We start from the raw sequence: 18,908 nt of genomic DNA, 5'->3' as shown, positions 1-18,908 counted from the left end.
CATTTTCCTTTCTTCACCACAATAAAAATAAGACCATTTTTCAATGGTCTAGACAATTTCCTGAATCAGACAGTTATTCTCTAAAATAGGTTTAAACTGATTACACACTTCCTTACTGGTTCTTCGAGAAATCTCATTAAGTAAAACAGGCGCAAATTCGTTATCAAATAATGGATAAGGATTATCTTTAATAATATGCAAAATAATTTTCAAGTCACCTTCCTGCATGATAATCTGATTCTTTTGGCAGATGCGCTGGAAAGTTTGCATTGTAATTTGTTGTAAACGATGATTCATATAATAAACATTCAACATTTTTGACCTCCTTAATTTCATTTTTTCTTATCTTTATTATATGAGTGTCTTTTTCAATTATGTTGAATATCTGCTCTTATATTGACAATACACTCTTTTCTTCCTATCATAGAAAAAGGAGGAATTTTTATGGATCATCAATTAACCCAGGGGTCTATCACAAAATCCCTGATTTTCTTTGCATTACCTATGATTATAGGTAATATGCTCCAACAATTTTATAATGTGGCTGATACACTGATCGTCGGACAATTCTTAGGTTCCAATGCCTTAGCAGCTGTTGGTTCTTCTTTTACCTTAATGACATTTTTAACATCCATTATTTTAGGTTTATGTATGGGAAGTGGCATTTTATTTTCCATGTATTATGGTGGACATCAGATTGATAAAATGAAAACATCTTTCTTTGTTTCCTTTATTGGTATTATGATTTTTGCGATTGTCTTAGAAATTTTATGCCTTGTCTGTATTCATCCCATTTTACATTTTATGAATATCCCTCAAGATATCTATCAACAAAGTTATGATTACTTATTTATTATCTTTATTGGGTTCTTTTTTACATTTTTATATAACTATTTTGCCTCATTGCTTCGCGCTCTAGGAAACTCTAAAGTCCCACTCTATTTTTTAGCTGTCGCAACAGTTGTGAATGTGTTTTTAGATATTTATTTGATTGTCGCATTTCATATGGGAGTCAGTGGTGCTGCACTGGCAACGATTATAGCTCAGGCGATGAGTGGTTTTGGTATCATGATTTATGTTTTTATCAAACAAAAAGATCTTTTACCACAACCAGAACATTGTCGTTTTGATAAAGATATCATCAAAAAAATCAAAGATTATTCATTATTAACATGTATCCAGCAGTCTGTCATGAATTTTGGCATCCTAATGATTCAAGGCTTAGTCAACAGCTTTGGTGTCATCACCATGTCAGCCTTTGCCGCAGCAGTTAAGATTGATTCTTTTGCTTATATGCCTGTACAGGATTTTGGTAATGCCTTTTCTACTTTTATTGCTCAAAACCAAGGTGCCAACTTACCAGAACGTATTCATAAAGGTCTCAAATCAGCTATCTTGATTTCTGGAATTTTCTGTATTTTCATTTCTCTTGTTGTCTATATTTTTGCGCCATCACTCATGCTGATCTTCATTCATCCTGAAGAAGTTGAAATCATTCGTCAAGGTGTCGAATATTTACAAATTGAGGGAATGTGCTATGTAGGTATTGGATGCTTATTTTTACTTTATGGTTATTATCGCGGTGTTGGAAAACCTGGTATTTCTGTTGTTTTAACAATTGCGTCTTTAGGAACAAGAGTCGTTTTGGCCTATCTCTTTGCGCCAGTCTTTGGAACAGTGGCCATTTGGTGGGCTATTCCTATTGGCTGGTTCTTAGCAGATACTATTGGCATTATTTATGGATTCAAAAAAGAAAACTGGGCATTCAAAAAAATCGATATCTCTGAAACAGGGAAATAATATCAACTGATTATTTCCTTGTTTTTATATTCTTTCAAAACAATTGAAATATGTTCATATCAGATCATCTTTATCATTATCAAATAATTATTAAAAAATTCACAATTTTCATAGAAGAATAGTATATAATGTTGATATAGGAGGAAAAGATTATGATATTAATAATAGTAGGTGTTCTCATTATTGTTTTAGTGTTATATGTCATTGTCTCATATAATGCCTTAGTGAGAGAAAAAAATAAAGTCAAAACAAATTGGGCACAAATTGATGTTGTCTTAAAAAGACGTGCTGATTTGATTCCTAATTTAGTTGAAACTGTCAAAGGTTATGCTAAACACGAAAAGGAAACTTTGGACAGTGTCATGGAAGCCAGAAACACATATATGAATGCTTCTATTCCAAGTGAACAGATGGAAGCAGCTGGAGAGTTGACACAGGCTTTAAATAAAATTATGGCCATTAGTGAAGCCTATCCTGATTTAAAGGCCAATGCAAACTTTGTCAGTTTACAAAATGAATTGACACAAACGGAAGATAAAATCAGTTTTGCTAGACAATTCTATAATGATTCCGTTTATAGTTATACAAATAAGTTAGAGATGTTCCCTTCTAGTCTTATTGCTAGTCTATTCCATTTTGAAAGATTTGATTATTTTGAAATCAATGAAAATGATAAAGACATTCCTGAGGTGAAATTTTAATATGAAGAAGAAAATATGTCTGATATTTTCTTTATTGTTCATTCTTATACCATCATTATCTATTTGTGTTTATGGCGCTGATGCCAATTTAAAGGATATCTCGATTCAGGCGACTTTAAATAATGATGGAAGTGCACATGTACAGGAAATCTGGGATATAGATATTGATGAGGGAACAGAAATTTATAAAGTTTTTGATAATATGGGAGATTCTCATATATCGAATTTCAGCGTTGTAGATGATCAAGGTCATCGTTACAAAAATGTTGGTCAATGGGATGTTGATTGGGATAAAGAAGACAAAGATGGAAAATGTGGAATCATTCAAGATGGTGATCGTTATGAACTTTGTTTTGGAATTGGTGAATATGGTCGTAGAACTTACACCTTTGAATATGATATAGCCAATTTTGTTCAACAATATCAAGACACACAAGGATTTAACTATGCTTTCTTTTCAGAAATGGAATTAGAGCCTCAACATGTTAAGATTACGCTTTCATCATCACATGATTTCAATAAAAACAATGCAAAAATCTGGGCCTTTGGATATCAGGGTGTTGTCTACTTTGATAATGGTGATGTCATTATGGAAACACAAAGTGCAGTACCAGAAGGTGCCAAGATGCAATTATTAATGCAGATTGATAATGAAACATTTTCTAATGCACATCCCAATGATCAATCTTTTGAAAAGATATTGGAAGATGCCATAGATGGCAGTGAATACGAAGAAGAATTTTATGACCAGGGAGATTATTATCAATCTTTTATGTACAAAGATAATACCGCGTTGATTATCGCTGTTGTTTTTGGGGTTATAGGATTGATTGGTGTTGTTGTCATCGTTTTAATCGTTGCTTATACAAAGGGACGTGTTGCATTCCAGTTTAATGATCATATTCCATTGAATAAACAACCACCAATGTTTAGAGATATTCCTTGTCATAAAGATTTATTTCAATTCTATTATTATGCTAAAAAAATAGGGTTGATTAGCAATCAAGATCGTGATGGTCTCATAGCTGCTATTCTATTAAGATGGATTAAAGAAAACTATATTGAATTTCAAAAAGAAGAAGTTAAACAATTCCTCTTCTTTAAAAAAGAAGGCTATTCAGTAGAGCTTGATAAAGATATTCCTATTACACATCCATTAGAGAAAAAATTATTCCAATTTTTTAAACAGGCAGCTGGTTCAAATCAATTATTAGAAACAGATGAGTTTGAATCATGGTGCAAAAAGAATTACGAAAAAATTGATGAATGGTTTGAAAGCATTGATGAATATGTTGAAAATGAGCTAAGAGAGCAGCATTTATTAACATTAGAAACAACATATACATCATTTTTAAAAATCAGATTCTCTCATAGTACAGATACTTATGATGCATCTATTAGAGAAGAAATGGAACATATTATAGGCTTAAAAAACTTCTTAGAGGAAATGAGTCTAATTGATGAAAAAGAAGTCATTGAAGTCAAGTTATGGGAAGAATATCTTATTTTTGCTTCCATTTTACAGATAGCTGATAAAGTTCAGGAACAATTAGGAAGATTATGTCCAAACTTCAATGAACAATCACAGCTAGATACAATCTATACAATGCATATGGTTTATATGTTCTCACACAATAGTATGAAAGCTTCACATGAAGCTTCTATAGCTGCAAGTGGTGGTGGCGGTTCATCATCATTTGGAGGCGGCGGAGGTGGCTTCTCCGGTGGTGGCGGAGGCGGTGTCCGCTAAAATGAAAACATGACTTTGAAATGAAGTCATGTTTTTTATATTTTCGGTTCATTCATATATTGAATATATTCTTTTCCCCACTCTTCTAAACTATCTAATACTGGTAAAAATTTCTTTCCAATATCACTTAAACTGTATTCAACCTTTGGTGGGACCTGAGGAAATTCCTTACGAATAATCAACCCATCTTTTTCCATTTTCTTTAGTTGCTTTGATAAAGTCGCATGTGTCATATGTGGCATCAGTTTTAACAACTGATTAAAACGAATAGTGTCTTCACTCAGATAATGCATAATGAGAATAGACCATTTTCCCTGTAAAACTGATTGTGCAGTAAAATATGGACACTTTCCAAATCTTTCATCTTGCATAGTTCATCCCTCCATAGTATCCTTTTATATACTTAGTATATAAAAATATCGTACTTTTATTTTATATACTACAATGATATTATCATATTGTTCAAAGAGAGTAAAGAGGAGGTTATACAAATGAACAAATTACAAAAAATTGAAGATTATTTAAAACAAGTTGATTTTTTTACAGTTGCGACAATAGATGGTGATAGACCAAAATGTCGTCCATTAGCTTTTCATTTATTTTTAAATGAAAAATTATATTTTGGTGTAGGTTCTTTTAAAGATGTCTATAAACAATTAAAAGCAAATTCTCATATAGAAATCTGTGCTTGTAATGGAGAAGATTTTCTAAGATATTATGGTGATGCTGTTTTTGAAGAAGATGATACTATCGCAAATATGGTTCTTTCTCAAGCTCCAGCAATGCAGAAAATCTATAATGAACAAACAGGTTATAAACTATGTATTTTCCATTTAGAAAATGCAACAGTTCAATGGAGAACAAAGACTGGACTCACTGAAGAATATCATTTTTAATTTTAATAAAAAACGTAGTTCTATTTCACAGTTAAAAATGAAATATGAGCTACGTTTTTCTTATCTTAGATTAAAAGATATCAAAATCTGTAATGACAAAACCTTTATTTCATCAATCTATCTTTTTATACTCATTTTATTCAATCACAAACTCGGCATAATAAGCTTTTTCATCATAGTCACTACCACCACGAAAATCTTGTATTTCTTTACCAATGCGATATTCTCCTTGTGATAATGTCCCATAAAGATTAGTCCATTGAATATCCCACTGTGTTAAATTCTGTGTTTCAATGGTATAAGCTTCGTCTTGCCAGACAGGTTTTTCAGGTATTGAAAGTTCCTGCCATTGTCCATCTACTTTTTCTTCAAGCCAGTATTTTTCACCTGTTTGAAGCTCTCCTGTGATTTCTCCACCATTTTGACTACAAACTAATGTTAAACCTGTATTGCTTATATCTGTTGCTGATAAAACAATTCCCCAGCTATCATCAGTCTGAATCAACTCAACAGTTGTCTGATGATCTTTGGCTGTTTCATTGGCTTGCTGACATCCCATTAATAAACATGTTAATAAAGTCAAAGCCACCATTCTTTTGATTTTCATAAAAACCTCCTATTTAAATACACGTGTTGCTGTAATTGCTTTTTGCCACTGCTGATAATAATATGAAGCCTGCTTTTGATCCATTGCAGGATGATAAACACGAGAAATCTGATGATACTCTTTAATATCATGCTGACTCTTATAAAAACCTATCGCCAAACCAGCTAAATAAGCTGCTCCTAAAGCTGTTGTTTCTTTGACAGATGGCTGCAAAATATCAATATTTAAGATATCACTTTGAAACTGCATTAAAAATTCATTGGTTGTCGCCCCACCATCTACTGATAAACTATTTAAAGACATATCAGCTTCTTTTTTCATCACCTCAATAACATCACGACTCTGATAAGCAATAGACTCTAAAGCCGCACGTACCAGGTGATGCCTTGATGTGCCACGTGTCAATCCAAAGATTGTGCCTCTGACATCATCATCCCAATAAGGTGTTCCTAAGCCTACAAAAGCTGGAATCAGATAGACACCTTCATTATCTTTTAAAGTTTTCGCCATATCCGCTGTCTCTTTAACATGTGAAAATAACTGCAGACCATCTCTTAACCATTGCATGACACTTCCACCTACAAAAACAGAACCTTCTAAGGCATAAGTCACTTTCCCATTGATACCCCAGGCAATGGTTGTGAGTAAACCATTTTCTGAAGAAACTGGATGTTCACCCGTATTCATTAATAAGAAGCACCCTGTTCCATAAGTGTTTTTTATATCGCCAACTTCATAGCAGGCATGACCAAAAAGTGAAGCCTGCTGATCACCAGCCACACCACAAATAGGTGCTCTAAAATGCAATCCACTGAGCAATGTTTCATCACTATAACCATAAACACATGAAGACTCCTTGACTTCAGGTAACATGCTTTCAGGAATATCAAATAATGCTAATAAATCTTTGTCCCATTTTAAGTCATGAATATTATAAAGCAATGTTCTTGAAGCATTCGTATAATCAGTCGCATGGACTTTTCCACCTGTTAATTTCCATATCAGCCATGTATCAATCGTTCCAAATAATAAATTTTCCTTATTTTCGTATTCCGCATGATCTAAAATCCATCTGATTTTGCTGGCACTAAAATAAGGATTAATTAATAGTCCTGTCTTTTTTTGAATCATAGAACTATAACCTTGTTCAATCAAATCATCACAAATGTCCTTTGATTGTCGAGACTGCCAGACAATAGCATGATAAATTGGCTCTCCTGTTGTCTTATCCCAGACAACTGTTGTTTCTCTTTGATTAGTAATGCCAATAGCCTTAATTTGACAAGAGCGAATATTATGAATAGTAAATAATGATTGAACAACCTCAACAACAGAATTCCAGATTTCTATAGCGTCATGTTCTACCCAACCAGAATGGGGAAAATACTGTTGAAATTCTCTTTGTTCGATATACCTTAACTTTCCTTTCTGATCAAACAAGATTGCACGGGTACTTGTTGTGCCCTGATCAATAGCCAAAACAAATTCTTCCATATGTCCATCTCCTTTTTTCTATTATATCAAAAAAGGAACAATTATTGAAACTGTTCCTTCTTGACTCTTTTTAAAATTTCAATCGCAATCAACCCCGTTAAAATACCTGTTGGAATGGATGTAATAAGCAATGGAAAAACATAAAGCATAATAATTTGAGCTGACATCATAAAGGCAACCACTGCAACTTGTCCAATATTATGAAAAATGGCTGCAATAATAGATGTTGAAACCATTGGCAAATGAGTAAAACGATAAATGAGTGATAAAGCCAAACTGCTGACAAAGACACCACCACAGCTGATAAAGAATCCATTACTCATAAATGTTCCCATTAAAAGATTAGAAACCAAAACTCTAAAGATATTGACAATAAACATCTCCTTAATCCCATACAATTGAATCACAACCAAAGAAATAATATTGGCCAATCCTAATTTGGCTCCAGTCGGTAATGGCACTGGTATCATGGATTCAACCATATGTAAAACAATGGCAATAGCACTTAAAAGTGCCAAATAGACCATTTTTCTTGTTTTTTGATGACTCATAACTGACCTCTTTTCTCAATATAATCTAAGGCTATCTGTCTTAATGTCTGGTATTGTTGATAAACGTCCAATTGAATTGGATGTAAACGATCAAAAGAACGTTCTACCCAATGATATTTTTGAATATATTGAATACTTTCTATAAAATGCAAATCAAAAATAAAAGCAATATAAGATAGCCACATATCAATATGTGTTTTTCGATAAGGTGCATAAATCAGCTCCTGGTGTGAAAACTGCTGATAGATTTCAGGTGAAATATTCTCCTGATTCACTTCTTCAAGAGACACATAAAGAATGTTCTCTATTTTTTCTTCTTCCTTAACTCTAAAATTATCTAATTTATCAGCATCTCTAATCAAATGAATAAAAAGTAGCGTTCTTTCATCAAAGCCTTCTTCAATTTGATAACGATTATGCTGTTCAATCGCATGTTGAATAATCATATCATAACAATCATCGTCAATAAATTCTCTAATCAATCCATCTTGAAATAATAACTGACTGGAAAATAAAGCATGATCAATTGTTTTATAATCTGCAAAGCTTTGAAATCTCATCCATTGTTCAAAACGTCCAATATCATGCAATAAAGCAATCAGTGATGCCAAAGCTGTATCTTCTTTTGAAAGATGAAGTTGTTGACATAAATATTCACTACATTCCATGACTTTATATGTATGAATAACTTTAAGGCGAATGGAAGGAATATCCATGTCATAGTGACTGATATATTTCTGAAAGGCTTTTTGAGCTTTTAATAAATCAATCATAATGAATCGCCTCCAATAACATGTTCATCTGCTCAACGGGTATCTGTCCTGGCGCAGATGAAAGACCACCACTTGCAAAAGTCATAGCAGAACCTGTTAATTCTCCTGATATACGTGAAATCTTTCCCATTTCTCCCATGGACATTGTCACTAATGGTATATTTAATCTTTGTGACATTTCCATAGTCACTTCTAATAGACGTACAACATCTTTATAACGATGGGGCATAACTGCAATTTTGCCAATATCAGCACCTAAAATCTCCATGCATTCCAAATGCTTTTTCATTTCATGAACATCCGGTGTCTGATCAAAATCATGATAAGACATGATCACCTTAACATCATTTTGATGAGCTATTTTGACTAACTGACAGACCAAAACATTTCCACTCATCAATTCAATATCAACCATATCCACACTATGACTTTGACAGGCTGTTTCAATCAATTTGATGTATTCATGGTCTTCAAGTTGTAGCTGTCCTCCTTCTCTTAAAGAACGATATGTCAACAACAAAGGACGATTGGTCTGTTTTTTGATTTGTTGAAGAAGATTAAGGACCTGTTTTTTATCATGAATATTTTCATAGAAATCAATACGCAATTCTATCACGTCATATGTATACTTTTCATAAGATTGAATACGTTTTAAAATATTTTCTGTTGTTTTTTCTACGATTGGTAAACAAATTTTTGGTTTGCCTTCACCTATCTTCAATTGTCCTATTTGACATATTTTCATATTGTTCCTCCTGATGACAAGCTTTTAAAAACAATGTTATTTCCTGCATTGTTTCCAAAAAAGAATCTCTCAATAAAAAATGATTGCCATGTTTGATAATCTTTACGATACCATAAGGCAGTGATTCTCCAATCTTTAGTGTATCTATTTCTTTAATCATATCAAATTCACCAGCTAAAACAAGAACCGGTATTTTGATTTCTTGGAGTTGTTCGTATGCAATATGAGGTTGTGTTAACATCAGTTTATACAAACGAAAAGATAGTCTAGCTTTAGATTGATAGATAGAAAAAATCAATAAACATAATGCTTGTAAATAAAAAGTCAAACGATAAAGAGGTTTTATATAACAGGGCTGTGTATTCGCACTCAAACTCACAATATGTTTCAAACGCGAATCATTCATCCCAAGCAATAAAGCAACAATCGCACCATCACTAAAACCAATAACATCATAAGCTTCAAGTTCAAGATCATCAGCAATTTTCATGACATCTTTTTGCATCTGCGAATAAGACAGTTCACCTTGATGAACACTTTTCCCATGATAACGTGAATCCACACAGATACATTGATAATCTTCAGCTAAAATATTCACTGCTTTATCAAAAATATGATGGTCTTCCCCATTCCCATGTAATAGAAAAACTGGGAAACCTTCTCCTTTGATTGTATAATAGATTTCTTTCATGATCACAACTCACCTTTTTCTATTATAATCATTTTTCATTCATGAGTAAAATACTTTCTGCATATATGAAAAAAGCTGAATTATGATTCAGCTCCATTATTAATTATAATCATCTTCTACTAAACCATCATCAGCTTCATCTTCTGAAGAATCATCTTCATCATCCGCATAGATATCATTCATATCAATATGCACTTCATCAAACTTATGACGACTTCTTAAATCCCAACGATTTTCTCCTACAGTGATAAAACGTCCATCTAATGTAATATTTGTATAAAATAATGATTCGTTTTCATCTTTTTGTTCTTCATCAAATCCCTTGATTTCAGAAACTTCCTGCCATAATTTATAAAAATCTACTGGTTTTTTCTTTTTTGTCATTAAATCAAATGCAACATCTACCATTGAACTTTGTCTATAATCAATCATAATATCCTCCTACATTTTCTCTGGCGCTTCAACACCAATTAAATTTAATGCATTCTTTAAAGTAATCTGTGCCGCTTTTACCAATGCTAATCTCTGAGATGATAAGTCTAAATGACTTTCATCAATGACATAACAGTCATTATAGAACGAATGGAATAATTGCGCAAGTTTTTGAATATAATTTGCGATTTTATGTGGTGCTCTTGATTTTGCACTTTCAATCACTTCATTTCTAAACTCATTAATATGTTTCACTAGTTCAATTTCTTTTTCATGAACCAGCAATTCAAAATGATCAGCCACATCAATATGAGCTTGCTGTGCCTGTCTTTCAATAGAACACATTCTAGCATGAGCATATTGTGCATAATAAACAGGATTATCATTTGATTTTGATTTTGCTAAACCTAAGTCAAAATCAAATGGTGAGCTAGCTGCTTTAGAAACAAAGAAATAACGTGTTGCATCGACACCAATGTCTTCGATTAAATCTTTAATTGTGACAGCATTTCCTGTACGTTTACTCATCTTGACAACTTCGCCATTTTCAACCATACGTACCATCTGCATAATATCAATGCTCAACTGATCAGCATTATATCCTAAAGCCTGAATCGCTGCTTTCATACGTTGAATATATCCATGATGATCAGCCCCAAGCAAATCAACTAAATACTGATAACCACGATCCAGCTTATTTAAATGATATGCAATATCTGGTGTTAAATATGTATAACTTCCATCACTTTTAATTAACACACGGTCTTTATCATCACCAAATTCGCTAGATTTAAACCATAAAGCACCTTCACTTTCATAAGTATATCCCTGATCTTTTAACTTTTGAATAGTTGGTTCAATCTTATTATTTTCATATAATGATGTTTCACTAAACCAAACATCATGAACAACTCTAAATTCTTTTAAGATATCTTTAATTTTCTGTAATTCATGTTCTGTTCCGATTTTTCTAAAATAGGCAATCGCTTCCTGTTTAGGAACATTTAAGTATTTGTCTCCAAACTCAGCTTTCAAATCTTCAGCGATTTGAATAATATCAGGTCCATGATAACCATCTTCAGGTAACTTAGCTTCTATTCCAAAAGCCTGCTGATATCTGGCATATAAAGATAAAGCCAAATTTGTAATCTGATTACCTGCATCATTAATATAATATTCACTTGTCACATCATAGCCAGCAGCTTTCATAATACGACAAATACTGTCACCAACAGCTGCTCCTTTGGCGTGACCTAAATGAAGATCTCCTGTTGGATTAGCAGAAACGAATTCAATATTATATTTAACGCCACCACCAAAATCAGAATGACCAAAGTGATCTTGTTCTTTTAAAACTTCTTTAATAATAGAAGTCATCGCATCCTTTTTCAAAAATAAATTGATAAATCCTGGTCCAGCCATTTCAACATGTTCGATATGACCAGCTTCTAAATCTAATGCTTCAATAATTTCCTGGGCAATTTCACGTGGGTTTCTTCTTAAGACTTTTGTCAGCTGCATCGCAATATTTGTTGAATAATCACCATGTGCCTGATCCTTAGGAATTTCAATGACAATCTGTTCCACTGGGTAATCTTCTACAAACCCCAAATCGATGATTGCCTTTCTTAAAACATTTTTTAATGAAAGTTCTATTTTATTAACAGCCATAGTACCCTCCTTGTTCTTTTCATACTTTTAATACAATATCATATTTGACGATATAGTCAACATTTTTTCTACAATAATGGCGCAAATAATCGCAAAATAGCTTCATAAATTCCTCTAAAACGACGACTCTGTCCCTGTGTCACTTTCCTGCATAAAACAAGCGTCTGTTGGAAATCTTTATAAATATCTTCGATGACTGATTTTTGAGTCATTAAGACATTACATTCAAAATGTAAATAAAGACTGCGATAATCAAAATTGATTGTTCCAACTGTCGCAATTCTGCGATCACATAAAACCATTTTGGCATGTAAAAATCCTGGCTGGTATTCGTAAAATTCAACACCTTCCTTAATCAATGAATAATAATAAGATCGTGTAACATGATAGACATTTTGCTTATCTGGAATACCTGGTGTTAAAATTTGAATGCGAACCCCTTTGCGTCTAGCTAATAAAAAAGCTTTCATCATTGTTTCATCAATAATGAAATAAGGCGTCATAATCAAAATTTCTTCTTGCGCCTGATGAATCATATTCAAATACATGTTTTCACCCGTTTCTTCATGATCAACAGGTGAATCTCCATAAGCCACGACATAGCCATCATCTTGAATCGGCGGTAAAATTTGAGGACGATATGCCCAATAATCATGATCTTGATGTTTATAGGCATTCCATGTTGATAAAAACATTGTTGTCAGATTCCAGACACCTTCACCTTCTAAACGAATCCCTGTATCCTTCCAATGACCAAAACGGACTTTTGCATTGATATATTCATCTGCCAAATTAAAACCACCACTATATCCAATATAACCATCGATAATACAAATCTTGCGATGATCTCGATGGTTCATCGCAACAGAGACAAGTGGAATAAAGGGATTAAAAACAACACATTGAATGCCAAGTTTTTCCAGTTTCTTTTCAAAACGATAAGGCAGTGACGTGATGCTGCCAACATCATCGTAAATAAAACGAACTTCTACACCTTCTTGTACTTTTTGAGCAAGAATTTTTAAAATACTCTCAAACATTAATCCTTCAGAAACAATAAAATATTCCATAAAAATATATTTTTTCGCATTTCTGATATCTTTTAATAAATCCCTATAACAATAATCTCCTAGTGAATAATAACGACATTGCGTTCTTAAGTACGTTCCATATCCTAATTCTGAAAGATAAGTGATACCATCTTTTCTGGCATCTGGAATAGTTGAAGATGCATCACTTTCTAATAAATTATATGGGCTCATTTCATCTAAGACAGGCTGAAGAATACGACGAATCTTACGTGATGGCTTTTTATTACCAAATAATAGATATAACATGCCTCCAAATAACGGGAACAGCAATACAACAATAATCCAAGAAATCTTATAGGAAGGATTCTCATTTTTATTAACCAGCCATAAGACAACAATAAAACTGATAATTCTCATAAGTGGATGAATCCAGGCAGAGAGTGATAAGAGTTCTCTTCCTAAGGAAACCAGCAAAATGATTTGAAAACATATTAAAAAGCTAAAAATAAAAATACGATTCAGAAATATTTTTAAGATTTTCATAGCTCCTCCTCAAACTGATAGGGCATCATTGACAACATAATATAAACAGTAGATAGTAAACCATGATGATCATGGAGTTCATATTTCATTTTCATATTGTGTTCATTAGCTTCAAATTTAATCAATTTTGTTTTTAAAGCGACCTCACCATAAGGCAATTGATATTGATTCCAAAGCTCATGTTCTTTATGAAATCTCAGGAGTGATGATCCATGCTGGAGATGAATTTCTTGACGATCATAAGCAATTTGAATGGCTCCTTCAGGTGTTTGAAATTGAATGGTTGTTTGATCATCATAATGACATACACCTTTGGCTTTATATTCAATTGTCTGATGTTCATCATCTTGTTTAAAGACAGCTTTATAATGAATTTTCTTTGTTTGATACATATAAAATCACCGCTCTTATTATAACAAAATCAATTTCAGAAAGCCATGTTTTATTTCTGCCTTGGAAATCACGAAAACATTGAATATTTATAAAACATTAGGCAAAAATGAAAAAAGAAGGTGATGTGTATTGAAAAAAATAATCAAATGGTTAAGAAGAGTCATCATAGCTGGTTTTTTATTTATGATTGGTGTTTATACAATCAGTTATGTGATTGAAGCTCCAGATTTAAGTGGTGATCATATTATCAAAATGTATGATCAAAAACAGCAACTTTTTTATCAATCACAACAACAAAGTAATGATATCGCACTCAAAGATGTTTCACCCTATTTTTTAAAAGGAATTGTTGCGATTGAAGATCATCGTTTTTATGAACATCGTGGTTTTGATCCCATTGGTATCATTCGTGCTATAAAAGCCAATATAAGTGAAAATGGCAATGTGGAAGGAGCTAGTACGATTACACAACAGTATGCCAGACTGATGTTTTTAAATAATGAAAAAACCTGGTCAAGAAAAATTCAGGAAGCTTTTTTAGCAGTACGTTTAGAAACACATTATGATAAAAATACGATTTTACAGGGATATATCAATACGGTTTATTTTGGACATGGTATCTATGGTATTAAAAATGCCAGTCTTTATTATTTTCATAAGAAACCAGCTGATTTAGATTTAAATGAAGCGAGTATGTTGGCTGGAGTGATTAATGGACCTGAATATTATTCGCCATTTAAAGATGAAAAAGCAGCTAAAGAAAGACAAAAAGTGGTTTTGGATGCAATGGTGTCTGAAAAACAAATCACCCAAAAAGAAGCTGATTTAGCTTATCAGACCCCTTTCCAATTAAATGAAAATCCTTCTACAACAATTCAATGTGCTTATCCTTATTATAGAGATACTGTCATTAGTGAACTCAAAGATCTTGGTTTCTATAAAGAAGAATATGTCAGTCAGGGACTCAATGTCCAAACAACTTTAGATACAGACATTCAAGATCAGCTCAATGAAACTGTTGCGAAAGAAATGAAAGACCGCGATGAACTAGAAGTATCCAGCATTATTTTAGATAGTCAAAGTTCGGGTGTTCTTGCTTTGATTGGAGGTAAAGATTATGCTTCTTCTCAATTCAATCGTGCTACTCAGGCTTCCCGACAGGTCGGTTCAAGCATTAAACCATTGTTATATTATATTGCCTTGGAAAATGGCTTTACTCCCACAACCAAGTTCAAAAGTGAAGCCACGACTTTTCAATTAGCCAATGGCGAAACTTACACACCCACAAATTTCAATCAGAAATATGCCAATCAAGACATTACAATGGCTCAGGCTATCGCTGTAAGTGATAATATCTATGCTGTTAAAACACATCTCTTTTTAGGTGAACAGGCTCTCGTCAATACGCTATCACAATTTGGTTATCAGCATATTTCGCCACATCCATCTTTAGCTCTAGGAACACTGAATACCAATGTCTATGATTTTTCTGCTATTTATACAACACTAGCTCATGCAGGCATTTATAATCAAACCCATACCATTACAAAAATTACCAATAATGATGGTGATGTGCTCTATGAATATCAACCACAAAATAAACAGCTCCTCAATCAGGACAGCTGTTTAATGATCAGTCAACTGTTAACGAGCCCATTTGAAAAAGCTTTTCAATCTTATGCAACACCAACAATGATCAACTATCCCACAGAAGCAACTTTCGCTGCCAAAACAGGTTCTACTCCCTATGATTCTTTGTGTGCTGGTTATAATCCCAAATATACGATTTTAAGCTGGTGTGGCTATGATGATAACCGTGAAATGAATATGACTTCTGATACAAGAATTCCCAAAGTCATTTTTCAGACTATGGCTAATGCCTTGCAAAAGGAGAATCTGTGGTATGAACCCACTTCATCTCTGCAACAAATTCCTATTAATCCTATCAGTGGTGAATACCAGGAAAATGGTCTTGTCTACTGGTTTAAAAGCAGCTAAAAAATTATAGAATAGGTTCTATTTCTCATCAAAAAACACAATGATTTTCTATTTACATATTTTGGGGAGTATGTTAATATAATGGCAATGAGGGAGTAGTCTCACAATATGTGTGATGTTATCAACAATCGCGAATAATTTATTATTCTGGTACATCTTAAAGACAAGACTCGTTAAAGAATAAGAAATCTTTAGCGAACTTGTCTTTTTTGTTTGTTGAAGATGATGAATGGAGGAAAAACAATGTATTATCAAAAAAGTATTGAAGAAACATTAAAAGAATGTCAAACAACAGTCAATGGTTTATCTAACCAGGAAGCATCTGCAAGATTAGAAAAGTATGGAAAAAATGAATTGGCTGAAAAGAAAAAAGAAAATCCGTTAATGATTTTCTTAAAACAGTTTCAGGATTTATTAGTTATTATTTTGATTATTGCTGCGATTATTTCTGGTTTAAGCGGACAATTGGAAAGTACGCTTGTTATTGTGATCGTTATTGTCATTAATGCTATTTTAGGAACTGTTCAAACACTCAAAGCAGAAAAATCATTAGAAAGTTTGAAAAAGCTTTCTATTCCTAAAGTCAAAGTCATTCGTGATGGTCAATTATGTGAACTCAATTCCAATGAATTAACAATTGGTGATATTGTTCAAATTGAAGCTGGAGATGTTGTCAGTGGTGATGGACGTATTATTGAATCAGCTTCATTACAAATCAACGAAAGTGCTCTAACAGGTGAAGTTGACAGTGTGGATAAAACAACTGATATCATTGATCATGAAGTTATTGTTGGTGATCAAAAAAACATGGCTTTTTCTGGCAGCCTGGTTACAAATGGGACAGGTCGTTATGTTGTCACAAGTATTGGTATGAATACGGAAATCGGAAAAATTGCTTCAATGTTAAATGAAGCCAAAGATCGTAAAACACCATTACAAAAAAGCTTAGATGATTTCAGTGGAAAATTATCTGTAGCTATCATGTTCATTTGTGCGCTTGTTTTAGCATTAAATATTTTCTTAGCACATGAGTCCTTACTTGATGCTTTAATGATTGCAGTTGCCTTAGCTGTTGCTGCTATTCCAGAAGCTTTAAGTTCTATAGTGACTATTGTTTTATCAATGAGTACACAAAAGATGGTCAAAGAAAATGCCATCATTAAAAACTTAAATTCAGTAGAAAGCTTAGGTTGTGTTTCTGTTATCTGTAGTGATAAAACAGGAACATTGACACAAAACAAAATGACACCTCAAACAATCTTTTTAAACAACAAATTATTACAAATTAATGATTTAGATAGTCATAATCATGATCACAATGTTTTATTAAAAGCTTGTTTATTATGTAATAATGCTGTTATCAATGGAGAACAAAGAATTGGAGATCCAACTGAGTTAGCTTTAATTGATTTGGTTCATCTTCATACTCAAAACAATCCAGAATTTGAAAACACAGCAGTTCGTCAAAATGAGTTACCATTTGATTCAGATCGTAAATTAATGAGTGTCTCTTCTTTAAATCATTTATATACGAAAGGTGCTCCAGATGTCATTTTACAAAGATGTACATCAATTCTTATCAATGGACACAAAGAAGCTTTAACAGAACGTTATAAAAATGAAATCCTTCAACAAAATCAAAATTATGCAAATGAAGGATTACGTGTCTTAGGTTTTGCCTATAAAGATTTAGATAAAAAAGAGATTCAATTAGATGATGAAAATGATTTAACATTTGTTGGTCTTGTTTCTTTAATGGATCCACCAAGACCTGAAAGTGCTGACGCTGTTGCCAAATGTAAAATGGCAGGAATCAAACCTATTATGATTACTGGTGACCATGTTGTCACTGCCAGAAGTATCGCTAAAAAAATTGGTATTTATGAAGATGGTGACTTATCTATTGATGGTCAGCAATTAAATCAAATGAGCGATGAAGAGCTTGATCAAAAATTAACACATATCAGTGTTTATGCTCGTGTTGCGCCAGAACATAAAATTCGTATTGTCAAAGCATGGCAAAAACGTGGCGATATCGTTGCTATGACGGGTGATGGTGTCAATGATGCTCCAGCCTTAAAACAAAGTGATATCGGTGTTGCCATGGGAATTACAGGTACAGAAGTGTCTAAAGATGCTGCAAACATGATCTTAACAGATGATAACTTCTCAACAATTGTCAAAGCAGTTATTACTGGACGTAATGTCTATCGTAATATCAAAAACTCTATCAACTACCTGTTATCAGGAAACTTTGCTGGTATTATCTGCGTCTTTATTGCATCATTACTGCTCTTACCAACACCATTCTATCCAGTTCATTTGTTATTTATGAACCTGATTACAGATTCACTTCCTGCGATTGCCATTGGAATGGAAGCAGGACGTAATGATGTCTTAAAAGAAAAGCCACGTAAATCAGATGATTCTATTCTTAACAAAGCCACATTTATGCAAATAGGCTTTGAAGGTATTGTCATTGCTATATGTACAATGTGTTCTTATTTAACTGGTTTAAAAGGTGATCTATTAACAGCTTCAACAATGGCATTTGCTACAATTTGTTTAGCTCGTTTATTACATGGATTCAACTGTCGTAGTAACCAACCACTTTCAAAGATTGGACTTTTCTCAAATCAATCAAGTATTATTGCATTCCTGATTGGATTTGCATTATTACACTTTATCTTATTTGTTCCAGCAATGCATGGACTCTTCTTAATCCATACGATTTCAATCACACAATTACTTGTTATCTATGGTTTTGCACTTCTTCCAACAATTATTATTCAAGCAAGAAAAATGCTTACAAAATAAAGCAAGTCACACGAC

18 protein-coding genes are annotated in these 18,908 nt (G+C 32.9%); 6 read left to right on the top strand and 12 right to left on the bottom strand.

Translation table 11 applies throughout. The annotated features are described in order from the left end of the window. Positions 1 to 48: 48 nt before the first annotated feature. The gene (locus ACZYT4_RS06200; protein WP_463783611.1) at positions 49 to 315 is read right to left on the bottom strand and encodes a DUF2624 family protein; all 267 of its coding nucleotides are present in this window, start codon (positions 313 to 315) and stop codon (positions 49 to 51) included. 129 nt (positions 316 to 444) lie between these two features. Here ACZYT4_RS06200 and ACZYT4_RS06195 point away from each other — a divergent pair, with 129 nt between their 5' ends. The 3 genes from ACZYT4_RS06195 to ACZYT4_RS06185 all read left to right on the top strand — a co-directional run bounded on the left by ACZYT4_RS06195 (position 445) and on the right by ACZYT4_RS06185 (position 4,251). Beyond that, entirely contained in the window at positions 445 to 1,800 is a 1,356-nt protein-coding gene (locus tag ACZYT4_RS06195) for an MATE family efflux transporter (RefSeq protein ID WP_463783609.1), read from the top strand. Positions 1,801 to 1,952: 152 nt separating this feature from the next. Continuing rightward, entirely contained in the window at positions 1,953 to 2,501 is a 549-nt protein-coding gene (locus tag ACZYT4_RS06190; RefSeq protein WP_463783606.1) for a LemA family protein, read from the top strand. A 1-nt stretch (position 2,502) separates the two neighbouring features. After that, positions 2,503 to 4,251, top strand: a complete 1,749-nt coding sequence (locus ACZYT4_RS06185) for a DUF2207 family protein (RefSeq protein ID WP_463783604.1) — start codon at positions 2,503 to 2,505, stop codon at positions 4,249 to 4,251. Positions 4,252 to 4,286: 35 nt separating this feature from the next. Here ACZYT4_RS06185 and ACZYT4_RS06180 read toward each other — a convergent pair whose 3' ends face one another. After that, on the bottom strand, positions 4,287 to 4,622 hold the full coding sequence (locus ACZYT4_RS06180) for a winged helix-turn-helix transcriptional regulator (RefSeq protein ID WP_463783602.1): 336 nt from the start codon (positions 4,620 to 4,622) through the stop codon (positions 4,287 to 4,289). 120 nt (positions 4,623 to 4,742) lie between these two features. Here ACZYT4_RS06180 and ACZYT4_RS06175 point away from each other — a divergent pair, with 120 nt between their 5' ends. Beyond that, positions 4,743 to 5,147 carry a pyridoxamine 5'-phosphate oxidase family protein gene (locus ACZYT4_RS06175; RefSeq protein WP_463783598.1) on the top strand — a complete coding sequence of 135 codons (405 nt, stop codon included), beginning with the start codon at positions 4,743 to 4,745 and terminating at the stop codon, positions 5,145 to 5,147. Positions 5,148 to 5,283: 136 nt separating this feature from the next. Here ACZYT4_RS06175 and ACZYT4_RS06170 read toward each other — a convergent pair whose 3' ends face one another. The 10 genes from ACZYT4_RS06170 to ACZYT4_RS06125 all read right to left on the bottom strand — a co-directional run bounded on the left by ACZYT4_RS06170 (position 5,284) and on the right by ACZYT4_RS06125 (position 14,077). Beyond that, entirely contained in the window at positions 5,284 to 5,754 is a 471-nt protein-coding gene (locus ACZYT4_RS06170; RefSeq protein WP_463783595.1) for an immunoglobulin-like domain-containing protein, read from the bottom strand. Positions 5,755 to 5,763: 9 nt separating this feature from the next. After that, positions 5,764 to 7,248, bottom strand: coding sequence for a glycerol kinase GlpK (gene glpK / locus ACZYT4_RS06165; RefSeq protein ID WP_463783591.1), 1,485 nt, complete (start codon positions 7,246 to 7,248; stop codon positions 5,764 to 5,766). A gap of 41 nt (positions 7,249 to 7,289) precedes the next feature. Beyond that, positions 7,290 to 7,799 carry a Gx transporter family protein gene (locus tag ACZYT4_RS06160; protein ID WP_463783589.1) on the bottom strand — a complete coding sequence of 170 codons (510 nt, stop codon included), beginning with the start codon at positions 7,797 to 7,799 and terminating at the stop codon, positions 7,290 to 7,292. After that, positions 7,796 to 8,572 carry an HD domain-containing protein gene (locus ACZYT4_RS06155; protein ID WP_463783586.1) on the bottom strand — a complete coding sequence of 259 codons (777 nt, stop codon included), beginning with the start codon at positions 8,570 to 8,572 and terminating at the stop codon, positions 7,796 to 7,798. Before ACZYT4_RS06155 ends, ACZYT4_RS06160 begins: the two co-directional genes overlap by 4 nt. Then, complete coding sequence (gene aroD, locus ACZYT4_RS06150; protein WP_463783584.1) at positions 8,565 to 9,317, bottom strand: type I 3-dehydroquinate dehydratase; 753 nt, start codon at positions 9,315 to 9,317, stop codon at positions 8,565 to 8,567. The genes ACZYT4_RS06155 and aroD overlap by 8 nt, the downstream gene beginning before the upstream one ends. Beyond that, positions 9,280 to 10,008, bottom strand: a complete 729-nt coding sequence (locus ACZYT4_RS06145) for an alpha/beta fold hydrolase (protein ID WP_463783582.1) — start codon at positions 10,006 to 10,008, stop codon at positions 9,280 to 9,282. Before ACZYT4_RS06145 ends, aroD begins: the two co-directional genes overlap by 38 nt. Before the next feature lie 99 nt (positions 10,009 to 10,107). After that, complete coding sequence (gene rpoE / locus ACZYT4_RS06140; protein WP_463783580.1) at positions 10,108 to 10,440, bottom strand: DNA-directed RNA polymerase subunit delta; 333 nt, start codon at positions 10,438 to 10,440, stop codon at positions 10,108 to 10,110. A gap of 9 nt (positions 10,441 to 10,449) precedes the next feature. Beyond that, positions 10,450 to 12,111 (bottom strand): arginine--tRNA ligase, encoded by a 1,662-nt coding sequence (gene argS / locus ACZYT4_RS06135; RefSeq protein ID WP_463783579.1) that lies wholly within the window; start codon positions 12,109 to 12,111, stop codon positions 10,450 to 10,452. Positions 12,112 to 12,179: 68 nt separating this feature from the next. Further along, entirely contained in the window at positions 12,180 to 13,685 is a 1,506-nt protein-coding gene (gene cls, locus ACZYT4_RS06130) for a cardiolipin synthase (RefSeq protein WP_463783577.1), read from the bottom strand. Continuing rightward, on the bottom strand, positions 13,682 to 14,077 hold the full coding sequence (locus ACZYT4_RS06125) for a DUF1934 family protein (protein ID WP_463783575.1): 396 nt from the start codon (positions 14,075 to 14,077) through the stop codon (positions 13,682 to 13,684). Before ACZYT4_RS06125 ends, cls begins: the two co-directional genes overlap by 4 nt. Positions 14,078 to 14,207: 130 nt before the next feature. Here ACZYT4_RS06125 and ACZYT4_RS06120 point away from each other — a divergent pair, with 130 nt between their 5' ends. Both ACZYT4_RS06120 and ACZYT4_RS06115 read left to right on the top strand, forming a co-directional pair. Further along, complete coding sequence (locus ACZYT4_RS06120; protein ID WP_463783574.1) at positions 14,208 to 16,076, top strand: transglycosylase domain-containing protein; 1,869 nt, start codon at positions 14,208 to 14,210, stop codon at positions 16,074 to 16,076. 243 nt (positions 16,077 to 16,319) lie between these two features. Beyond that, positions 16,320 to 18,893: a cation-translocating P-type ATPase gene (locus ACZYT4_RS06115; RefSeq protein WP_463783572.1), complete on the top strand. Its 2,574-nt coding sequence runs from the start codon at positions 16,320 to 16,322 to the stop codon at positions 18,891 to 18,893. The last annotated feature ends 15 nt before the right edge of the window (positions 18,894 to 18,908 follow it).

The organism is Massilimicrobiota sp. mt181, from assembly GCF_055420065.1.
This window is presented reverse-complemented; position numbering and strand designations above follow the sequence as displayed.